Here is a 17,273-nt window from a genome sequence, read left to right as displayed (position 1 = left end):
GTCACAGCTGAAGTCGATCGGGCTCGAACCTTATGATTGCCTCAATCCAGGACTGATGGACTATATCGCCACCTGGACGGCCAAGAGATCCGGCGCGTTGCCGGCCTAACGACTGATCAGACACTATCTTTGGGGCCGGACGAATCGCCCGGTCCCAGGCGTTGGAACGAACGCAGGCGAGCGCGTAGACGGACACGCTTCGTAAGTCATTGCTGACGTGCTGTCAGCCTCGGGGGGCGCTGGGCTCAACGGGAATACGCTGAAATTGGTCCAACCGGATCGTATGGCTCTTCAAGATCAGCGACTGCGATCAGTTGGTTCTGGCTTGGCGCGGCCCAGATCGTCGACTAGCTTGGATATCGCGGGCAAAGTCGCGCCCAAAGCGCGATGGCGGCAAGGTGGTGCTCCTTACCAGCACGATTATCGAGCGCCTGGCGTGAACGGCGGCACCATCAGCTTGCTGCGTTTTGTCCAGGAAACCAGCCCGTATACCAGCGCGACCCCAGACCAGCCGATACCATCGGTGCGGCCGCGAATAAGGCGGGCGTCGGGGAAGCGTCGTGTGGCGGCCGGCAACAGTGCGAAAGCCGGCGGTCACTGGCTGTCACGCGAAGCCACCGGGCAAGGCAATGCATTTCAGAACGGCCACATCTGCCGCGTGGCGCCGCGGAAATCATGGGCACATTCTGCTTTAGCCGGCCAAGATGGCAATGTACTATTTGCCAATAAGCTGGCCATGGTTGCAGGACTATTCTAGGCCAGACCAAACCGAAATGAAGCTGATGACCGATCGCGCCAGGTTCCTGATCATTGACGACCATCCGCTGTTTCGCGAGGCGCTGCATAGTGCCGTGCAGATGGCCTATCCGGAAGTCGACACGGTCGAGGCACGCTCGATTGCCGAGGCGCTCGAGCTTCTGACGGATGCCAAGCCGTTCGACCTGGCGCTGCTCGATCTCAGCATGCCCGACGTGCATGGGTTTGACGGGCTGCTGCAGCTCAGGACGCGTTATCCGCGCCTGCCGGTGGTCATCGTCTCCGGCTATGAGGAACCGAAGATCATTTCCGAGGCGCTGTCCTACGGTGCGGCCGGTTTCATCCCGAAATCGGCGCGCAAGAGCGACCTTGCCGCCGCCATCCGCTCGGTGATGGAAGGCGCGATCTATGTTCCCGACACTTATGAAGGCCGGCCGCGCGACGCCGACAGCACCGACCGCGCCGAGATGGTGCAGCGCCTGGCCACGCTGACGCCGCAGCAGCTCAAAGTGCTGCAGATGCTGCGCCAGGGCCTGCTCAACAAGCAGATCGCCTACGAGCTGCAGGTCGGCGAGACCACCGTCAAGGCGCATGTCTCCGAAATCCTGCGCAAGCTCAACGTCTACAGCCGCACACAGGCGGTGATCGAGGTCTCAAAGCTCGACAATGCCGAGCTGTTTCGCGATCCGGCGGGGTTTTGAGGGGTCGGTGCCGATGCCCCTGCAAACGAAGCAGCAAGGCGCTGCGATCAGGTGAATGTCTCAAAGGCGTTTGATCTGCTGCTCCCTATCCGAATGATATAGACGAAATGATTTCTCTCGTTTCGCCTACCTCATCGATGAGATCGTATTCCTCGCCTTGCGCGAGGTAGGTCACGAACGCAAAATCGTTTCCATTCGACAAATACCAGGCCAATAAGGGTTGATCTGTAGTCCGCGACGAAACGCCAACACACATTACGTCGCCAAATTTTCTCTCAAAAATCCGCTCGACATCTATGAAATTGTTTCGACAAAACTCGACCATAAACGTTCTAAGAACATCGAAATCTGCATTTGGCTTTTCCCGCTTCGATATTTCGCAATAGAGAATTGAAGGGTGCCGCCGGCATCTGATTCTTTAAACTAAGGTAGGCGGCGATCCCTCGGGGAGGTTGTCAGTTATGTCTTCCCATCCGACGGGCAAGTCAAAGGTGCCGTAGAACTGCACTGTCATTGTGGGTTTCCCGGGGCCCCCTCAGTCGCGCATGGGCATGCCCGGCATAGTCACCGCACCGCGTCGGCGCGCATAAGCGTCACCCTTGTTATCCGGTTTGCATGAGCGTGATATGAGATATGTATTGAATGATGCGCCTCGTCGAAGCGGTCCCAAGGGCCGTATTCACCCAAAAAAGGATCTCTCCGTGCCGCGCCGCTTTTTGAGGGCACGCCAAAGATATTCAGCACGTCGTTGCGACTGGATGAAAAGGGGATATCAAGGAGGTCTCGATCCAAATTGTCAGCTTCTATGAATATGGTGTCTATTTTTTCATCGCGATCGCAGATGAAGGAAAATTTGTGACGCGCAGAAACGTAATCTATGCGGATTTCCGGAAGATCATGATCTACAGTTCGTTTGAATTTCCAGGATTCAAAAGGCGGTGACGTCAAAAGAGATGACGCCGGTTTTCCCAAGTAATCGAGGATCGCGTTAGCCATTCTCTAAGCCAGCAGATGCGCCAGCAACGCCCTTAGTTGCGCTGGCTTCAGCGGCTTGCGCATCAGCTCGATGCCGGCGGCGCGGGCGGCCTTGGCGACACTTTCCGAGCCGTCGGCGGTGACGATCAGCGCCGGCACGGCGCGGCCGAGACAATCACGGACTTTGGCGATTGTGGTGGTGCCGAGGTCGCCGCCGTCGAGATGCTGGTCGGCTATGACAATATCTGGCAACCAGTCGGTGTCGCCAAGCATGTCGAGCGCGTCACCGGTCGAGGTGGCGGGGCGCACCAGGCATTGCCAGCGCTCGAGCAGGGAGGTCATCGCCTGCAGCACGTCGATGTCGTTCTCGACCAGCAGCACCCTTGTGCCGAACAGACCGTAGCCGCGCGGCCGCTCCATGTCGACGGTGCTGGCGATTGGATCGGCCGTGTCGCCGATCCCGACCGGAACGTCGATATGGAAAATCGTGCCATGTCCGACCTTCGACGAAAACGTGACGGGATGGCCGAGTGCCGCGGCGATGCGGCGCACGATGGCCAGCCCCAACCCCAGCCCGCCGGCGGCAAGCCCGGCATCCGTCGGGATCACGCCGCGATGGAATTCCTCGAATACCGCCTCGCGCTGGTCGTCGGGGATGCCGCAGCCGGTATCGGCGACGTCGATGCGGATCGTGTCGCCGCGATGCCTGGTGCCGACCAACACGCCGCCCGAGCGGGTATAGCGCAGTGCATTGGACAGGATGTTCTGCAGGATGCGGCGCAGCAAGGTTCGGTCCGAACGAACGAGCGCATCGACCGGCCGGAACTTCAGCGTCAGCCCCTTCATCTCCGCGACCGGCTGAAAATCCGAGCGCAGAGACGAAAACAGCGTCTCCAGGCTGACATCGGTGATGTCGGGCTGCACGACGCCGGCATCGAGCTTGGAAATGTCGAGCAAGGTGCGGAGCAGGTCCTCCATCGTCTCCAGCGATCGCTCGACCTGGCGGACCAGCTTTCTGCCTTCCTCGCTGGTCTGTACTTCAGCAAGCGCCGAGACCGACAGATGCGCGGCGTTCAGCGGCTGCAGCACGTCATGGCTGGCGGCCGCCAGGAACCTGGTCTTGGACAGGTTCGCCAGCTCGGCGTTTTCCTTGGCTGCGTTCAAGTCGATGTTCGACTGCTCCAGCCGGCGCAAGGTCGAATGCAGCTCTTCGGTGCGGCTGCGCACCCGGCTCTCAAGCGAAATGGCGGTCTGGAACAGCGAAAAGGCATTGCCTTGCTGGTCCATGGAACGCTCGACGCGGCTGATCAGCGCGGCGTTGATCTTCTTCAGCCTTTCCAGGTCGTCGATGTTCCTGAGCGGCATCCCGGATTTCCTACTCCGCCGCTTCGGCCGCATTGCGTTCACCGAAGGCGATGCCGGTGAAGGTCTGGTTCAGATGCATCGAACGGTACTGTTCGCCATAGGTGCCGAAGCCGAGGACGTTGTTGACCTTGTAGAGTTCCGAAATCTCGCGATAGACCTGCCGATTGCGCGCGTCGAGCCGGCGCAGCACGCAGTCGAAACCGAGGATCAGGTCAATGCCGCCAAGCCTTTCGCTGACGTCGCTGAGCGCGGCGCGGGTCGCCTCGACCATGTCCTTAGGCTGGGCGACGGCAAGCACGACACCATCGTCGATGGCGCAGAAGAACGACAGCGAGCCGTCCGCGTGCATCTTCTGGATTGAACGGCAGTAAAATTCGCCGCCGACTTTCACCACCACCGGGTGCGAGGCAAAACTCAGTGGCGTCAGCATCTGCGCGACGACGCCGACCGAGGCGGCATATTCCTCGGCGGCAATGGTGGCGTTGAATTCGCGCACGATGCGGTGGTCGGGATCGGATGCCGTCACCACCAGCTTCTCGTCGGTGGGAACGAAATTGTCGGTCTTGAACACGTGGAAAGGAATTTCCGTGGTGACCAGCACGATGATGGCGCTGTCGGAGGTCACTTTGCCGTTCGAGATCAGCCGTGTTGTCTCAAATTTCAAATCATCGCCAGCCGACCCACCGATCAGTGGGATGTCGTCGAGCCCCCAATGGATGGCGGAGGTCACCGCTTCTTCGGCATAAGACAGGCCGTCGATCAAGCAGAGCGCGAAAGTGGTGTCGGCCCGCTCGTGCCCGAGGCGCTCGTGTAATGAACGCCTCAGCGCCTCGACTTCGCCGGTAATCCCGTCCATGCCCGATGAGGACAGATTTTCGATCATGGTGCTGGCTGCCGAAAACGATACGGAGGGAAGCAGCATAGCCAGGATCTGGCCTTCCTCCAGCCCCTTGGGCGTTATCTCACCGGCTGTCGAGCAGCCGGCATAGTGGAGCGCCGGCGCGTGGGTCTTCAGCGCTTCCGACAGGGTGACGGCCTCTATGAGGCTCTGCGAGAAAAACAGGAGGGCAAACCCGGCGTCAATGGCCGCTGCTTCCGCTGCCACCGCCCGGGCGAACGCATCCGCGTCAGATTCGTCGGTCGTGAGCACCGAAACGCCGCATGCATAGCGCGTCCGTGACTTGGCCAGCGGCTTCCTCCTCCATTTCCTCCAACGCTCTTTTTGTGCGCGTCTGGCGCGCCGGCGTCGAGGTCATTGTTGTCTTGAAGCGGTGCTTTGGCAATGAGCCAACATGATGGATTTGAAGTTTCTGCCGTTTGACGGCGTCCGCGCTGCCGCTCACAGATGAAAGGCCGCGTCGCACCGCCATCCGTGCAACGAAGGCCCAGCTGAATTTGCCGCAGGCGAATGTCAAGGCTCGACGTGCCAAGAATGGGGCAGGATATCGCGCTTAGCCGTTGCCGCTTTGGACAGGGTGCTAGTCTAGCCTGGCGGTTGTCGTGGTCAATCCGGGGCAGGTGACAGCCTACGCCAATGCGCTCGGCAAGCGGGCCAGGACCGACACCACCGATGCTGCCGTAACGCTGCCTTCGTTGGGTCGAGCAAGCGGCAAGTGCCCGTTGCGCGGCACCGAAGCCGAGGCCCTGGCCGGGCTCGTCGCTCGCCGCCGTCAGATTGTGCGGATGATCGCAGCCGAGAGAGCCATGCCCGCACCGCCATGGCAACGCAGGCACCAAAGAGCATCCAGCCAAAAGGAAAAAGACCGGCTGGAGAAGGTGTTGTTTCGCGGTTATTTCCGATCGCTTAGACTCAATTAGGCGACTTTGAGATCTTTCATCGCCTTTTCAACGACATCCTTGATCGGCCTTGATACATCTTCGGCAGCCCTGGTCGTCACGGCCTGAAATTCCTTGGCCTGCTCGACGGTCTTTTCGAGCTGCGTGCGCAAGAAGGCAGTCTGCAGTTCGATGAACTCGGACGGCGACTTCACGGCAACCAGGGCTTCGAGGTGCGAGAAGCCGGCTTCGGCATTGGCGCGCAGAGCAGCAATTGTCTTCAGCGACAACTCGTTGCCGACGGTCTTGGCGGTTTCGAAGCTCGACTGCAGAGCCTTCTGGGTCGTCTCGGTGCCTGACGCAAATTTCGCATAGGCTTCTTTCGACTGCTCGACGCCCTTTTCGGCGACAGCGCGGACCTGGTCGGCAGCCTTCGACGCGTCGAAGGTGGGGAATGCGGTATTTTCAACGGTGTCAGCAGTCTTGGCCATAGTTTCCATCCTTTCCGGTGGACGGCCTTTCACAAAAGCCGTCTCGTTCATTTACGAAACTGACGTTACGGCATTTATAGTGCATTGCAATATTTTTGTGCGACGCACCATCCCTCTTCCAGCGTTCCGAGGGGGCATGCGGAGGGTCGGTGGCATCTCGAGATCGCCGGTTCTGCAGGAAGAACTCTTCTGGACGGACCCCCTGATCCAGCATAGCCTCGCAACAGAGCACGACGTTTTGCCACCTGCATATCTACTTCAGCCGCTATTCGGCAACCGTCCAAGCCTACGTCAACGAAAGCGTTAAATTCGTGCGCCGCAAACTTTCAGTCGGCGTACCCGCTGGGCACAAGGCGATCGCTTTCCTTAGCGCGCCATCGAGAAGTTGGCTCGATATGGCGGTGGTTGACGCGAAGGCGCGCCTCTACCGCTTCCAGTGTGCCGTGAAGTGACCACCCCTGGTGGTCTATCGGTTAGCCAAGTTCCGGATCAGGGCGGATGCCTGAAGAAGACAACCGCTTCCTATCATCCAGGCATACAGTCCCACATGATCCGACGGGCTGAAGCCGGTGGGCAAATGCACGATAGGCATTCGAAATGACTTATCGTCGATCACCAACCCAACGGATCGAAGATCCGGTGGCACGTTTCCGGGAATTGCCAAAATTGGGGTATCCTTGTCCCAGACCAAGCTTGTCGCCAGCGACTCTTCATTATAGGCAACCGAAACATCCGCCCTGTGCCCCGGTGGGCGCCAAAGCTCCAGTTTGAGGTCATAAACGCAGCCTGTCAGACCATTTTCGACCGGCACCATCCAAGGTTCCAAGGTGGCGGCCGTCGTGTCGGAAACGCCACGAGATCCACCTATGGTTTGGAGCTGACCAGTGGCATTCCCCAATAGATCCGAAATCGCAGTCAAACTCGAAGAAGCGCCTGCCGCCCCGTTAGACGTTGATCCAGAATCCGATGCGTCGTCGGTCACCACAATATCCGCGGGTCCCGGCAACGCAGTGACCGAGCCATCGTCACCCATCAAAGTGACAGTCGATCCACCCTCGATATGCACGAGGTCGCCCAGTCTGAACAGTTTGCCGAGCTGAGGGCTGTCCGCGGGAGGATCGACAGCGACAACGACATACTCGCTGGCCGCAAGAGCGCTCGAGCAGGAACCAACTGCTGCGATGGCCGCAGCCAGTAGGAAAATGATTTTGGGTTGCCGATACATGACGCACGTTCAACCATACGCTTGTTTTACTTGCCTTCAAGATAGATCCTATCGCCAGCCTCACCCTGCTTCAGTCTCCCAAGGTGATAAGCAACGAGGCCATCGTTGGGATATTGAATGGCCAGCGATGCAAAGGCAGCAGCGGCAGTCTTGTCGCGCGCGGACATCAGCAAGTAAGCTTGCGAGTAAGCCTCCACCATCTCGCGATTCATACGCCCGTCTTCCAGCAACTCGAAGGCTGAGATCCACTCAGTCTTGCCTTTCAGACACAACACACCGGACGGCCGAAGCAGGTAGTCATCGGAAGAGTTCGCCACCTCCTCGCTGATGCAGTTCACGGTACCTAGAAACTTGTTCGCGCCTTCGAGCCTGGCAGCGGTGTTCACCGTATCGCCCATGGCCGTGTAGTTGAAGAATCGATTGCCCCCAAAATTTCCGACAACTGCAGGTCCTCGATGGACGCCGATACGAGTGACGCCAACGTCATGGCCTCTAGACTTTAGATCTGTCCGAAATCTTCGAGACATCGCGACGGTAGCAAGCGTTAGTTTTAGGGCCCTTTCGGCTTGGTCCTCCTGCACACCCGGTGCGCCAAAAAAACCAATGACTGCATCGCCTATTAGTTTGTCTATCGTGGCGCCATGTTCAATGAAGAGACCACAAACCGCCTCGAGGTATTCATTCAGAACCGTAGCAAATACCTCTGGTTCCGTCCGTTCGCCCAAACTGGTGAATCCCTCAAGGTCGGTGAACACGCACGTTATCAAGCGTTCGGATCCGCCGAGGCGCAGTGACGCCGGCTTGCTGACTAGCTCTGCCACGACTGCCGGGCTGAGATACTGAGAGAACGCGTTCTGGACGAAACGCCTTTCTTTCGAGTCCCGGTGCCATGCCAGAATTGCGACGAATCCGGAGAGCCCTAGCAGCAGCATCGACGGCGCGACCATAGGTAACAGAATTCCGGCCTTGGCAAACGCGGTTGCTTCTAAGATCAAAACCGAAACGACTGCGCCGATGATGACCACAGGTTTCACCAACACTGATATGCGGAGCCAAGCGACCCAGATGCAGAGCGCCGTCGCGAGAACGAAGGGCGCAAACGCCGCCACCGCCTCTGGCGTAATGATTTTGTCGCCCTTGATCAATCTCGCCAGCGCATTGGCATGAATAACGACACCCGGCAGCGCTCCGGCAACAGAGCCGTTCAGCACGGCAAAGGGGGTTGCATGACGATCCTGCAGCGGGAGGTCAACGCCGATCAAAACGAACTTCCCGGCGAACCAGGCCGGGGGCGCGAAAGCGGCGGCGTGCGCCGGATATATTGTAAATCGTGCCGGATGAATGCCTGTAGCCCGATAGTAGACCATCTTCTCCGCAGCCTGCGATGCCGATATGCCGGCGGTCTGCGCGAGCGCTGATGCAAAGCTAGGTTGCCAGTTGCCATTCACCAGGCGCCCTGGAAATTCTTCCCGCACAACCCCGTCGACCCTATCATGAGACAGGGCCGCCAGTCCGCGGATGGCGCTTGGCGCGAAGCGACTAAGGTACGACAGTTGCTTGTCGGTAAGGTCGTCCTCGTGTGATGCAGATGCGACAATTACGGGACTTTCGGCCGCCTCGATAACCTCAGCCAGGCGCCGATCCTTCTCCGCCTCGGTTGGCTGATCGAAAAGCAAGTCAATGCCTATTGTTCTCGGATGAGCTTTATCGATTCTCTGCACGAGGTCGGCCAAGGCACCCCGATCCAGCGGCGATCTATAGGGAAATCTTTCCAAGGTCTGCTCTGTGATCGTCACGATCACGATGTCTGTCGGGGGCGCAACGAAGGGCGAGATGGTCGTCATCAAGACGTCGCGCAGCAGTTTCTCGCCCGAGGGAGAGAATGTGGCAATGCAGGCTCCCAGAATGAAAAAGAATCCGAGCGATGCGAGAAGGCGCCCTTTTTGAACCTTTCCGATCGGCGTGAAGACGGCCAAGCTGCGTGCAATCCGTTTCGGTCTATCGGCGTGAGTTTACACAGCATAGACCGCCGGCGAAGTGAGGGCTAGCGGTAGGCCCTTCGCTAAGTCCGTTGGACTGTCCGGTAGTGGGTCAGTTTGAAATTTGAGGGCCTCGACGCGGCCGTCGCCTTCGGACGTTGGCTCATATATGCTTAGCGGAACGCATGGGAGGGAAGGATGCGTGTCACAAGCCTGTTTTTCCTATTAACCGGTCTCACGATGCCAATTGCAGCCTTCGCTCAAGGCGAAGTATCGGTCGAACGAGGGTTGCAGGTATCAATCATCGGCGGGTGTCACGATTGCCATACCGAAGGCTACAGCGAAACAGAAGGCAAGATTGATCCTGAAAGGCTTTAATGGGCAACTCGGTCGGTTGGCGCGGTCCTTGGGGCACGACCTATGCGACCAATCTTCGGATAGATGCTTCGGTAATGAGCGAGCGTGGATTCGTAGGGATGCTGAAGCGCATTAGAACGTCTCCACCGATCCCTTGGTACAATCTTCGAGCGATGGAGGAGAGCGATATGCAATCGCTCTATCAATACATTAGGTCGCTCGGCAAACACGGGAAGCCGGCCCCCAGCCGCATTCGCCCTGATAAGGAACCGACGACGCCATATGTTCAACTTGTGCCACCCCAAATGCCGAAGAACTGACAAATATGCCCAGAGCTGAGGAAGAACGGCGCCCGGTAAAAAGCGCAGCGTCAGATTTCAAACTGATCCACTACCGACTATCCGTTGGACTTGACACTGCGAAGCACCGGGCTCAGTCTCGCAAGATTGCTCCGGTTTTGTCCAGTCTATCGACTGGTGAACCCGCTGAATGAGCCGAGACTAAGGATATACAGCCATGATGGCGCTTCGCTTCGCCATTGCGCTTCTTCTAGTTTCGCTGAGCGCCCAAGCGTGGGCAGAACGGCGCGTCGCGCTGGTCATCGGTAATTCTGCCTATAGATACGCGGTTCCACTTTCCAATCCAAAAAATGATGCGGTGGATATGACCGCAAAACTGCAGGCGTTGGGCTTTGAGGTGGTTGCAGGCGAGGACCTCGATCTGAGCGGGATGCGCGGCACGGTTCGAGATTTCATCGGCAAGCTGGATGGTGCCGACATGGCGCTTCTCTTCTATGCCGGCCATGGCGTCCAGGTGAACGGCACCAACTACATGGCTCCCGTTGATGCGCGGCTATCCACATATAACGACCTCGACTTCGAAGCCGTGCCCATGGACCTCGTCTTGTCGGCCATGGAGCGAACCACGAAGGTCAACCTGGTATTTTTGGATGCTTGCCGGGACAGTCCTTTCTCACAGAACCTTGGGCGCTCGATGGGTACGCGATCAGGGTCGGTCGGTCGGGGCTTGGCAAAGCTAGGCACGGGCGTTGGATCGCTCATAGCCTTTGCAACGCAGCCCGGGAACGTTGCGCTGGACGGCGAGGGAAGGAACTCGCCGTTCACATCTGCGCTGCTGAAGAATCTTGGTACGCCTGGCCAGGACATCTCCCGCGACCTCATCAACGTCCGTAGGGATGTGCTTGAAGCAACCGACGGCAAGCAAGTGCCATGGGACAACTCCTCGCTGACGGGCGACGTCATTTTGCAACCGTTGTCCGGAAACACCGCTGTCACGGCGGGTGCGAAAGGAGGGGACGTAGAAGTCGCCTATTGGGAGACCATCAAGGAAAAAACGGACAAGCGCTTCTTTGAGGCCTATCTCAGACAGTATCCAAGCGGCGCCTTTGCGGCGTTAGCCAGCTTGAAGATCGACGAGATCGAACAGGCAGCAACAGATCGTGGCAAAGCCCCCTCGATTTCCATCGCGGGCGTGGCGGTTGCAGAAGCTCATCCTGATTTAGATGTGACGCAAGCTTTGGCTGATCCGCGCGCGTTGACAAAGGCAACGCAAACAGAGCTAACGCGAGTCGGCTGCCTTGTCGGACAGGCAGACGGCAAATGGGGACCGGGAAGTCGGAAAGCTCTTCAAGCCTTTGCCGAGCAGCGGGGATTGAAGCTTGCCAGCCTGGAGCCGACGAAAGAGGTGTTGCGCGCAATCAAGAATATCCCAGAACGTGTCTGCGCTCCGGTCAAGGTAAAGGCTTTTGATGGCGCGTGGGCACTGACGCGGCGCGCAGGTAATTCCGCCTGCGATTACACTGAACAGTCAACGACAATCTTTATCGATGGAACGGAAATTTCCGCGATGGTGCCTTTGGCCGGAACAATCACCGCCGACGGGGCATTCGACATCTATTTAAGTTTCGTCGATGACGATGGTGCGCCAAGGCAAAACCATATCATCGGCAGGCTTCAAGGTGCGAAAGGCAGCGGTGAGTTTTCTCGAGTCGGAGGCGAGTGTGCAGGTGTCGTAAGACTTGACAAGCGTACTGAATAGGGCCGGCATTTGCGGGTCCGTGCAAACGCCGACCAAACCATTCGGACGTGGTCCGTCTCATTGAACCAACGTTGAAGTCGCGTGGACTTTGCCGTCGTCGCGCACCTCGTAAAATTTGTCGTTGTCAATGTAGATAAGATGACAAACTGGTTTACCTTGGTCTTGTGAACAGGCCTTGTCGCCGTCGAAAGTCAATGGAACTTTGACCTTTATCTTAGCTTTGTTGTTCACCAAAGCTTCGCCAATGATCTGTTTTTTCTTCCAGTTCCAGACAAGAGTGGCAGTTATGGCAGCTCCAGCGTCGTATATAATTACATTTACCTTTTTCCCATTAGCAAAAGTCTTAAATTCTTCCATCGATGCTTTCTTCGCGCTACTTGGTAGATCCTCGGCCCAAGCGGACATAGCAAGTGAAAACGTAGCTACGACAACAAGCGATAACAGTTTCATCCTATCCTCCCCATCCCCCGCCGGTTTGACTGAAATGTCTATATATTCTTAAGCGAGGAGACTGAAAATTATCATGATAACAAGCTTTCAAGAAGCGGAAATCAGCGCGTCCTAGATGTCGTTGGGGACATTTGCTCAAGTTGAGCGAAGCCGCACATTCTAGCATGTTCCCTAGGATTTGCGCTTAAGCCAACGCGTTCTCGGTGTTTACAATGCGCAGACCGCCCGAGCGTGTGATGCGTGGTGTTTGGATTGCGAGCCTCTTTGCACTTACCGCCGCGTATGTTGCCGACCAAGCGGGCCTTGAGGGCATCGTCTCGAAGCGCGCCGACAGCCCGTATCGAAGCGGCCCGACGACGAATTGGCTGAAGACGAAGAGCTTCACAGTCCAGGAATACGAACTATTGGGCGTCGAGCGCGAGCCGGGCAAGGCGGCATTCGCCTTCCTGGCGAAGCCCGGTACCGGAAAATATGCCGGTTCGGCTTTCATCACCTTGAACCAGGAGATGCGCGCACGGCTGTGGAAGCGTGTCCAAGAGCACGCCGGGCCACCGCCGAAGGGCAAAAACGGCCGGCGACCATGGGTCAGGCCGGGCTGAAAGCCCACGTCAAGCATCTACGGGGCGAGTTCGGATTTCGCCACGCCTCACTGCAGGATTCAGAGAGGAGTGATACCTCCAGCGAACACGGCACGAATTAGCCGGCAAACCGCGGCGGGCGGGTGCCTCGGGGACAAGATGGTAGATTGCCAATGCGTTTGCGGGTGTGGCCTTAAGTCGCAAACTATTGGCTTCAGAAGCAGGGCGTCGGGCTTCATTGACGGTGCTGCCAACACCATATGGTGATCCATAGCCTCCCAAACGAGAGAAGCTCGCCCCTGACGGGTCGCACTGCGGCCGTCACCCGGCAATTGCTGTGAACTAGGAAACCATCATGCCTGAAAATATCAGACTAACTTCGAGAGATGTCCCCCTCATTCAGCTAGGCCTCTATCAATGCCGCTTCCCGGTGAGCGAAGACCCGTCAGTACCCGGTGGTTACCGTTTTTGTGCTGGGCCAACTTCGCCGGATCGCGTCTACTGCGATCACCACCACAACATTGTGACCGCCGTGGACCCTCGTCGAGCCCGTTCGGGTCTCCACCTCGCTCAACGACGCGCTGCGTAAGTCTGACTGGCGGCGGCCTCCCGGCCAGGCGCTATGCGCTCCAAGGCCTTGGCTACGACCATTCCGTCGGCTCGGTCTGGCGCATCCTCCCTTATGCCGTCTTCGCCGATGTATCCCCCCGTCGCCCGATTGAGAACGACGACTTCTCGCCGAAGCGATCGCTTCGTAGCCCGACTGGAAGCTCAGTGTGCTTTTGTAGAGGTCGAGGGGCCAATCCAACGTCTGGACTCCACTGGAGTGCCTGCACTCGAGAGCGATTGGCTCTGCGGCAGCCGATAAGGACCAAATGCGCCATCTGCGGAAGTTCGAGGCATCGCCGATGAACGGCAGCCATCGGGCCCGTCGCAGAAGTTGGGGTGCGAGCGCACTATGGCGCAAGTCGGCCCCATTGCCGACTTCCCGCACCCAATATTCCTATGAAGGATGATCTTGCTTTGAGGGCAACCACCGTCCACAACACAAAGGCTTCAACGGTTTTTATGCGGCCAATCGGACTTCTGCCGGGCCACAACCGGACAGCCGTTCACTCCGGCAACCCCGCGAACCGCATGTGTCCGATCCAGCGATCGAGGGCCCCGGGGGCGAGGTAGTTTTTCTCCCATTGCCTGCGTTGTTTGCTGATGGAGTCGCCGGGCGAGTCTTTGAGGAAAACCGCAAGTGCTTCCTTTGCTTCCCGCTTGTTTCCCAGACAAGCGTGGATCCCGGCAAGCATGCGCTGTGCGCCGCTCGGGATTCTAGACATTTTCCGCATCGCCGTCAGCGCAGCCCCGCAATCGTTCTTTTCGTAGAGCGCCCAGCCCATCTGCCAGTGGAACCAGTCAGGGTGGAAGGGATCGATGCCCTTGGCCTGCTCGATCCGATCAATCGCTTCGTCCGTGCGGCCAACGTTCAGCAGCACGCCTGCACTCATGACGAGGATATTCGAGTCGCTGGCGTTCAGGGCGATCGCCTGATCGTACCGGGCAAGGGCCTGCTCCATCTCGCCGGCTTCGGTGTGGATGCTGGCGCGGATGTTATGCGCCTCGGAATCGTCGGGAGCGAGTAGAATAGCCTTGTCGGCGTATTCGGCGGCCCGCTTCAACGCCTCGTCGGGGTTATTTTCCTGCTTGTGCCAGAATACCGCGTCATTGCGATAGGACCAGGCCATCCCGATATAGCCGAACTGGGCGTTCGGATCCGCTTCGATCGCCTTGAGGCTGAACTGCCTTAGCAGATCGTTCCCCCCGGCAGAGAAATTGATCTCGGCCCTTCCCATCAACTCGGCCCTTCCCATCAGGTAGTAGCGGAGCGCGCTGACCTGCGCGGCGTCACTCCTTGGCAGCGGGCGCTGGATTCTCTGCCCGACCCGATCCGCAAGCGTGCGGATGATTTCCTCCTGGACGACGAAAAAATTGCCAATCTCCCGGTTGTAGGTGTTGGCCCAGACATGCGATCCGTCATGCGCATTCAGCAACTGGGCGGTCACTTTCAGCCGGTCTCCGACCTTCTGCTGGCTGCCTTCGAGCAGGTAGTCGACGCCGAGTTCATCTCCGATCTTCCTGGTGTCGACCGGCTGGTCGCGGTACCTGAAGCTCGAGTTTCGGGCGATGACGGCATAAGTCTTGCTCCGCGAAAGCTCGGTGATGATCCCCTCGGCGACGGCATCGCTGAGATATCCCTCATCCGCGCCGGTACTGAAGTCGTCGAAGGGAAGGATCGCAATCTTCGGCATGTCGCTCGAAGGAACTGGAGCGGCTCGCCATATTTCCGCGCCGTAGTATGCGCCGATCGCTGCCGGAGCGAGAACGATTGCAGCAAGAATGAAGCCGCGCTGCGAGAATCGTGTCTTGGCACGTTCCGTGTCGGCTGCGGCGTTTGCGTCCGCCGCGTCCGACGGATTGGCATTCAGCCGGTAGCCTCGCTTGGGGAGGGTTTCCACGATCACGTGCGCGTCGTCCCTCAATGCGCGGCGAATATCGGCAATGCATTGAGTGAGGCTGTCGTCGGTCACGAAGGTCTCGGGCCAAACCGCCTGCATCAGCGCATCCTTGGACACGATTTCGCCCGGTCGCGCCGCGAGCACCGAGAGCACCTCGGCGGACTGGCTGCGAAGATTGACCGCTTTGCCTTCGACGGTTCGGAGTTCTTTGCTTTTCGTCAGGAAGGCAAAACCGCGAAACGTGATCGTTTCAGCAGATTTCAGGTCAATTTCAGGGGCCGTTCGGGACATTTCACCTTCCTGGCGCGCTTCCTAGTTTAGCCCATTCGGCCTTCGCCTCCAAGCGATCCCAGCAGCACCGGATGAAACGGAGGACGACATTGAATCGCACCAAGCTCATCATCGCTCTAGCTCTTCTTTTGGCAACGCAAACGGCTGCAAAACCGGATCCCCGCATCGCGAGATTCTGTGGTCCTGACCATGTCAACAAGGTTGCCTCAGACGACGTCCGTCCCAACCCCGGCGGTTATTGTGTCGCCAGCCTTAAGTCGATGGATAACCGGGCCATGTTCACCGCCATCGCTGTCACAATCCTTCTGACCAACCAGGGGGAGCTAATCAGGCTCCCCGACGTGAAACCCATGACCTCCATGGCGGAGTGCAGAGCTTGGACCCATCAACAGGAGTTCATGCGTGTACTCCCCGGCTATCTCGCCACCTTCCATTACTGCGACAACGCATCAGAACCATGATTTTGCAAGGCCTGGCTGTTCACGCTCGGCCGAAGGATGGCACCACTCCTGCCGGGACCAAGGTGTCGAGATCGGGCCTGTTCCGCCGATCTGTGCGAGCGAATATTTGCTGCGCGTCAACCGTGCCGGTGGAGCGCCCGGTGCCAAGATGCCGATCCATACACATCCGGGACCGGAGGCCTTCTATGTGCTGGGCGGCAAGCTCGGCCAAAGAACGCCCCCCGGAGTGAGCTATGCCGAAGCCGGCACGACCATGGTCGGACACGGCCGATGGAGGTGTTCAGCGCCGGCACAACCGCTCTTGATGAGCTGGCCATCTTCGTGGTGGACGCCAATCGGCCGTTCTCGTCGCCGGCCAGCGTCGATTGAGGCGACGTTTCGCGGGGTGGCGCGCATGTTTGGTACGAACTGAGGCGGCACCCCAGCGAAGATCCGCAAGATTCGGGAAATTTGGATTTTCGCTTACACGCATCATCGAAGCCGTCGGGCGGCACTGGGCGCGGCGCTATCCGCATCTCAGCCGCAGCTCGCGCTGGCTCCCGGATCATATCGAGTCCGGCGGGACAAGAAAACAGTTCTCATGCTCTTGGGTCGGATGGAGGCATATATGATAGTCGCCGTCCTGCGACGGAATCTCGTCACTATATGGGATGAAATATCGCTGTTGCCGCGTGATCTTCCGATGACCCCCGGGCCTCAGGATCACAACCCAGCCACCGGGACGAACATGAACCGCGCCGTTTGGGATTCGCTGACACTCGCCATGTTCGGCGTCGCCGTGACAGCAGGCCGGCGGATAGCTCCATCCGGACGGGCATCATGTGCGCTCGAGGGAACCAAGAATCCTGACAACGAAAGGGCCGCAAGGACGACCGCGGCAGGGGCTTGGCGCCGCGCCATTCCCTTTTCCGATTGCCGCTTCGGCCACATGTTAATGCAACTATACGCCTGTTATTAGCATTAGCTAACAAAAAGGTGCTGACGCGTCATCTTATGCACCCGTTCTTGCGTTCCGTTTCGGCATGCTGTCTACCCGGTTCTATCCCGGTAGTGTGTCTCAGTTTGAAATTTCGCGTTCGCTTCGTTACGCCGCTTCCTGCCTTTGCGTGACAACTGCGTCATCCAGCGGGCAGTGCAAGTAAAGCGCCACATCACGACCGATGCGGAATCCGTCAAAGAGGTGCGAAACTTCGTAGGAGCAAGGTCTTCGCGAGTGCCGGGCAGGGGATATTTGTCACCACCGCCTCTCGTTCTCGAAAGTAGCGCGAGCGCTACCGAGGAAGGCCCGAGAGACGAAGTTAAA

14 protein-coding genes and 1 pseudogene are annotated in these 17,273 nt (G+C 58.3%); 7 read left to right on the top strand and 8 right to left on the bottom strand.

Annotated elements, in window-relative coordinates; translation table 11 throughout:
• Positions 1 to 109: pseudogene (locus tag NKH67_RS30385) on the top strand (S-(hydroxymethyl)glutathione synthase); the annotation flags it as partial.
• A gap of 664 nt (positions 110 to 773) precedes the next feature.
• Positions 774 to 1,457, top strand: a complete 684-nt coding sequence (locus NKH67_RS30380) for a response regulator (RefSeq protein ID WP_352831973.1) — start codon at positions 774 to 776, stop codon at positions 1,455 to 1,457.
• Between the two features lie 564 nt (positions 1,458 to 2,021).
• Here NKH67_RS30380 and NKH67_RS30375 read toward each other — a convergent pair.
• From NKH67_RS30375 to NKH67_RS30365, 3 genes are read right to left on the bottom strand one after another with little or no spacing between them, the layout of a single operon-like run.
• Positions 2,022 to 2,453 (bottom strand): DUF6392 family protein, encoded by a 432-nt coding sequence (locus tag NKH67_RS30375; RefSeq protein ID WP_352503405.1) that lies wholly within the window; start codon positions 2,451 to 2,453, stop codon positions 2,022 to 2,024.
• Positions 2,454 to 2,456: 3 nt separating this feature from the next.
• The gene (locus NKH67_RS30370) at positions 2,457 to 3,797 is read right to left on the bottom strand and encodes an ATP-binding response regulator (protein ID WP_352503406.1); all 1,341 of its coding nucleotides are present in this window, start codon (positions 3,795 to 3,797) and stop codon (positions 2,457 to 2,459) included.
• Positions 3,798 to 3,807: 10 nt separating this feature from the next.
• Entirely contained in the window at positions 3,808 to 4,947 is a 1,140-nt protein-coding gene (locus NKH67_RS30365; protein ID WP_352997650.1) for an FIST N-terminal domain-containing protein, read from the bottom strand.
• A 350-nt stretch (positions 4,948 to 5,297) separates the two neighbouring features.
• On the opposite strand from NKH67_RS30365, the gene NKH67_RS30360 reads away from it, so the two are divergent.
• Positions 5,298 to 5,615, top strand: coding sequence for a hypothetical protein (locus NKH67_RS30360; RefSeq protein ID WP_023679214.1), 318 nt, complete (start codon positions 5,298 to 5,300; stop codon positions 5,613 to 5,615).
• Here NKH67_RS30360 and NKH67_RS30355 read toward each other — a convergent pair.
• From NKH67_RS30355 to NKH67_RS30345, 3 genes are all read right to left on the bottom strand, one after another.
• Positions 5,612 to 6,073, bottom strand: coding sequence for a phasin (locus tag NKH67_RS30355; protein ID WP_352503409.1), 462 nt, complete (start codon positions 6,071 to 6,073; stop codon positions 5,612 to 5,614). The genes NKH67_RS30360 and NKH67_RS30355 overlap by 4 nt on opposite strands.
• A gap of 457 nt (positions 6,074 to 6,530) precedes the next feature.
• A complete protein-coding gene (locus NKH67_RS30350) occupies positions 6,531 to 7,289 on the bottom strand; it encodes a hypothetical protein (RefSeq protein ID WP_352503410.1) in 759 nt (252 codons plus the stop codon).
• 26 nt (positions 7,290 to 7,315) lie between these two features.
• On the bottom strand, positions 7,316 to 9,265 hold the full coding sequence (locus tag NKH67_RS30345) for a CHASE2 domain-containing protein (protein ID WP_352921296.1): 1,950 nt from the start codon (positions 9,263 to 9,265) through the stop codon (positions 7,316 to 7,318).
• A 201-nt stretch (positions 9,266 to 9,466) separates the two neighbouring features.
• On the opposite strand from NKH67_RS30345, the gene NKH67_RS30340 reads away from it, so the two are divergent.
• Positions 9,467 to 9,646, top strand: a complete 180-nt coding sequence (locus NKH67_RS30340; RefSeq protein WP_352541904.1) for a hypothetical protein — start codon at positions 9,467 to 9,469, stop codon at positions 9,644 to 9,646.
• A gap of 495 nt (positions 9,647 to 10,141) precedes the next feature.
• Positions 10,142 to 11,683 (top strand): caspase family protein, encoded by a 1,542-nt coding sequence (locus NKH67_RS30335; protein ID WP_352541905.1) that lies wholly within the window; start codon positions 10,142 to 10,144, stop codon positions 11,681 to 11,683.
• A gap of 57 nt (positions 11,684 to 11,740) precedes the next feature.
• Here the strand turns inward: NKH67_RS30335 and NKH67_RS30330 are convergent, their stop codons facing one another.
• Positions 11,741 to 12,133 carry a hypothetical protein gene (locus NKH67_RS30330; RefSeq protein ID WP_353032519.1) on the bottom strand — a complete coding sequence of 131 codons (393 nt, stop codon included), beginning with the start codon at positions 12,131 to 12,133 and terminating at the stop codon, positions 11,741 to 11,743.
• Between the two features lie 212 nt (positions 12,134 to 12,345).
• Between NKH67_RS30330 and NKH67_RS30325 the strand changes: the two genes are divergently transcribed.
• A complete protein-coding gene (locus NKH67_RS30325) occupies positions 12,346 to 12,732 on the top strand; it encodes a hypothetical protein (RefSeq protein ID WP_352997648.1) in 387 nt (128 codons plus the stop codon).
• Between the two features lie 1,091 nt (positions 12,733 to 13,823).
• Here NKH67_RS30325 and NKH67_RS30315 read toward each other — a convergent pair.
• Positions 13,824 to 15,509, bottom strand: coding sequence for a winged helix-turn-helix domain-containing tetratricopeptide repeat protein (locus NKH67_RS30315; RefSeq protein WP_353032517.1), 1,686 nt, complete (start codon positions 15,507 to 15,509; stop codon positions 13,824 to 13,826).
• 89 nt (positions 15,510 to 15,598) lie between these two features.
• Between NKH67_RS30315 and NKH67_RS30310 the strand changes: the two genes are divergently transcribed.
• A complete protein-coding gene (locus NKH67_RS30310; RefSeq protein ID WP_352685644.1) occupies positions 15,599 to 15,970 on the top strand; it encodes a hypothetical protein in 372 nt (123 codons plus the stop codon).
• Positions 15,971 to 17,273: the final 1,303 nt, after the last annotated feature.

Origin of the sequence: Mesorhizobium sp. M0968, from assembly GCF_040319065.1 — a bacterium.
Lineage (GTDB): Bacteria > Pseudomonadota > Alphaproteobacteria > Rhizobiales > Rhizobiaceae > Mesorhizobium.
This window is presented reverse-complemented; position numbering and strand designations above follow the sequence as displayed.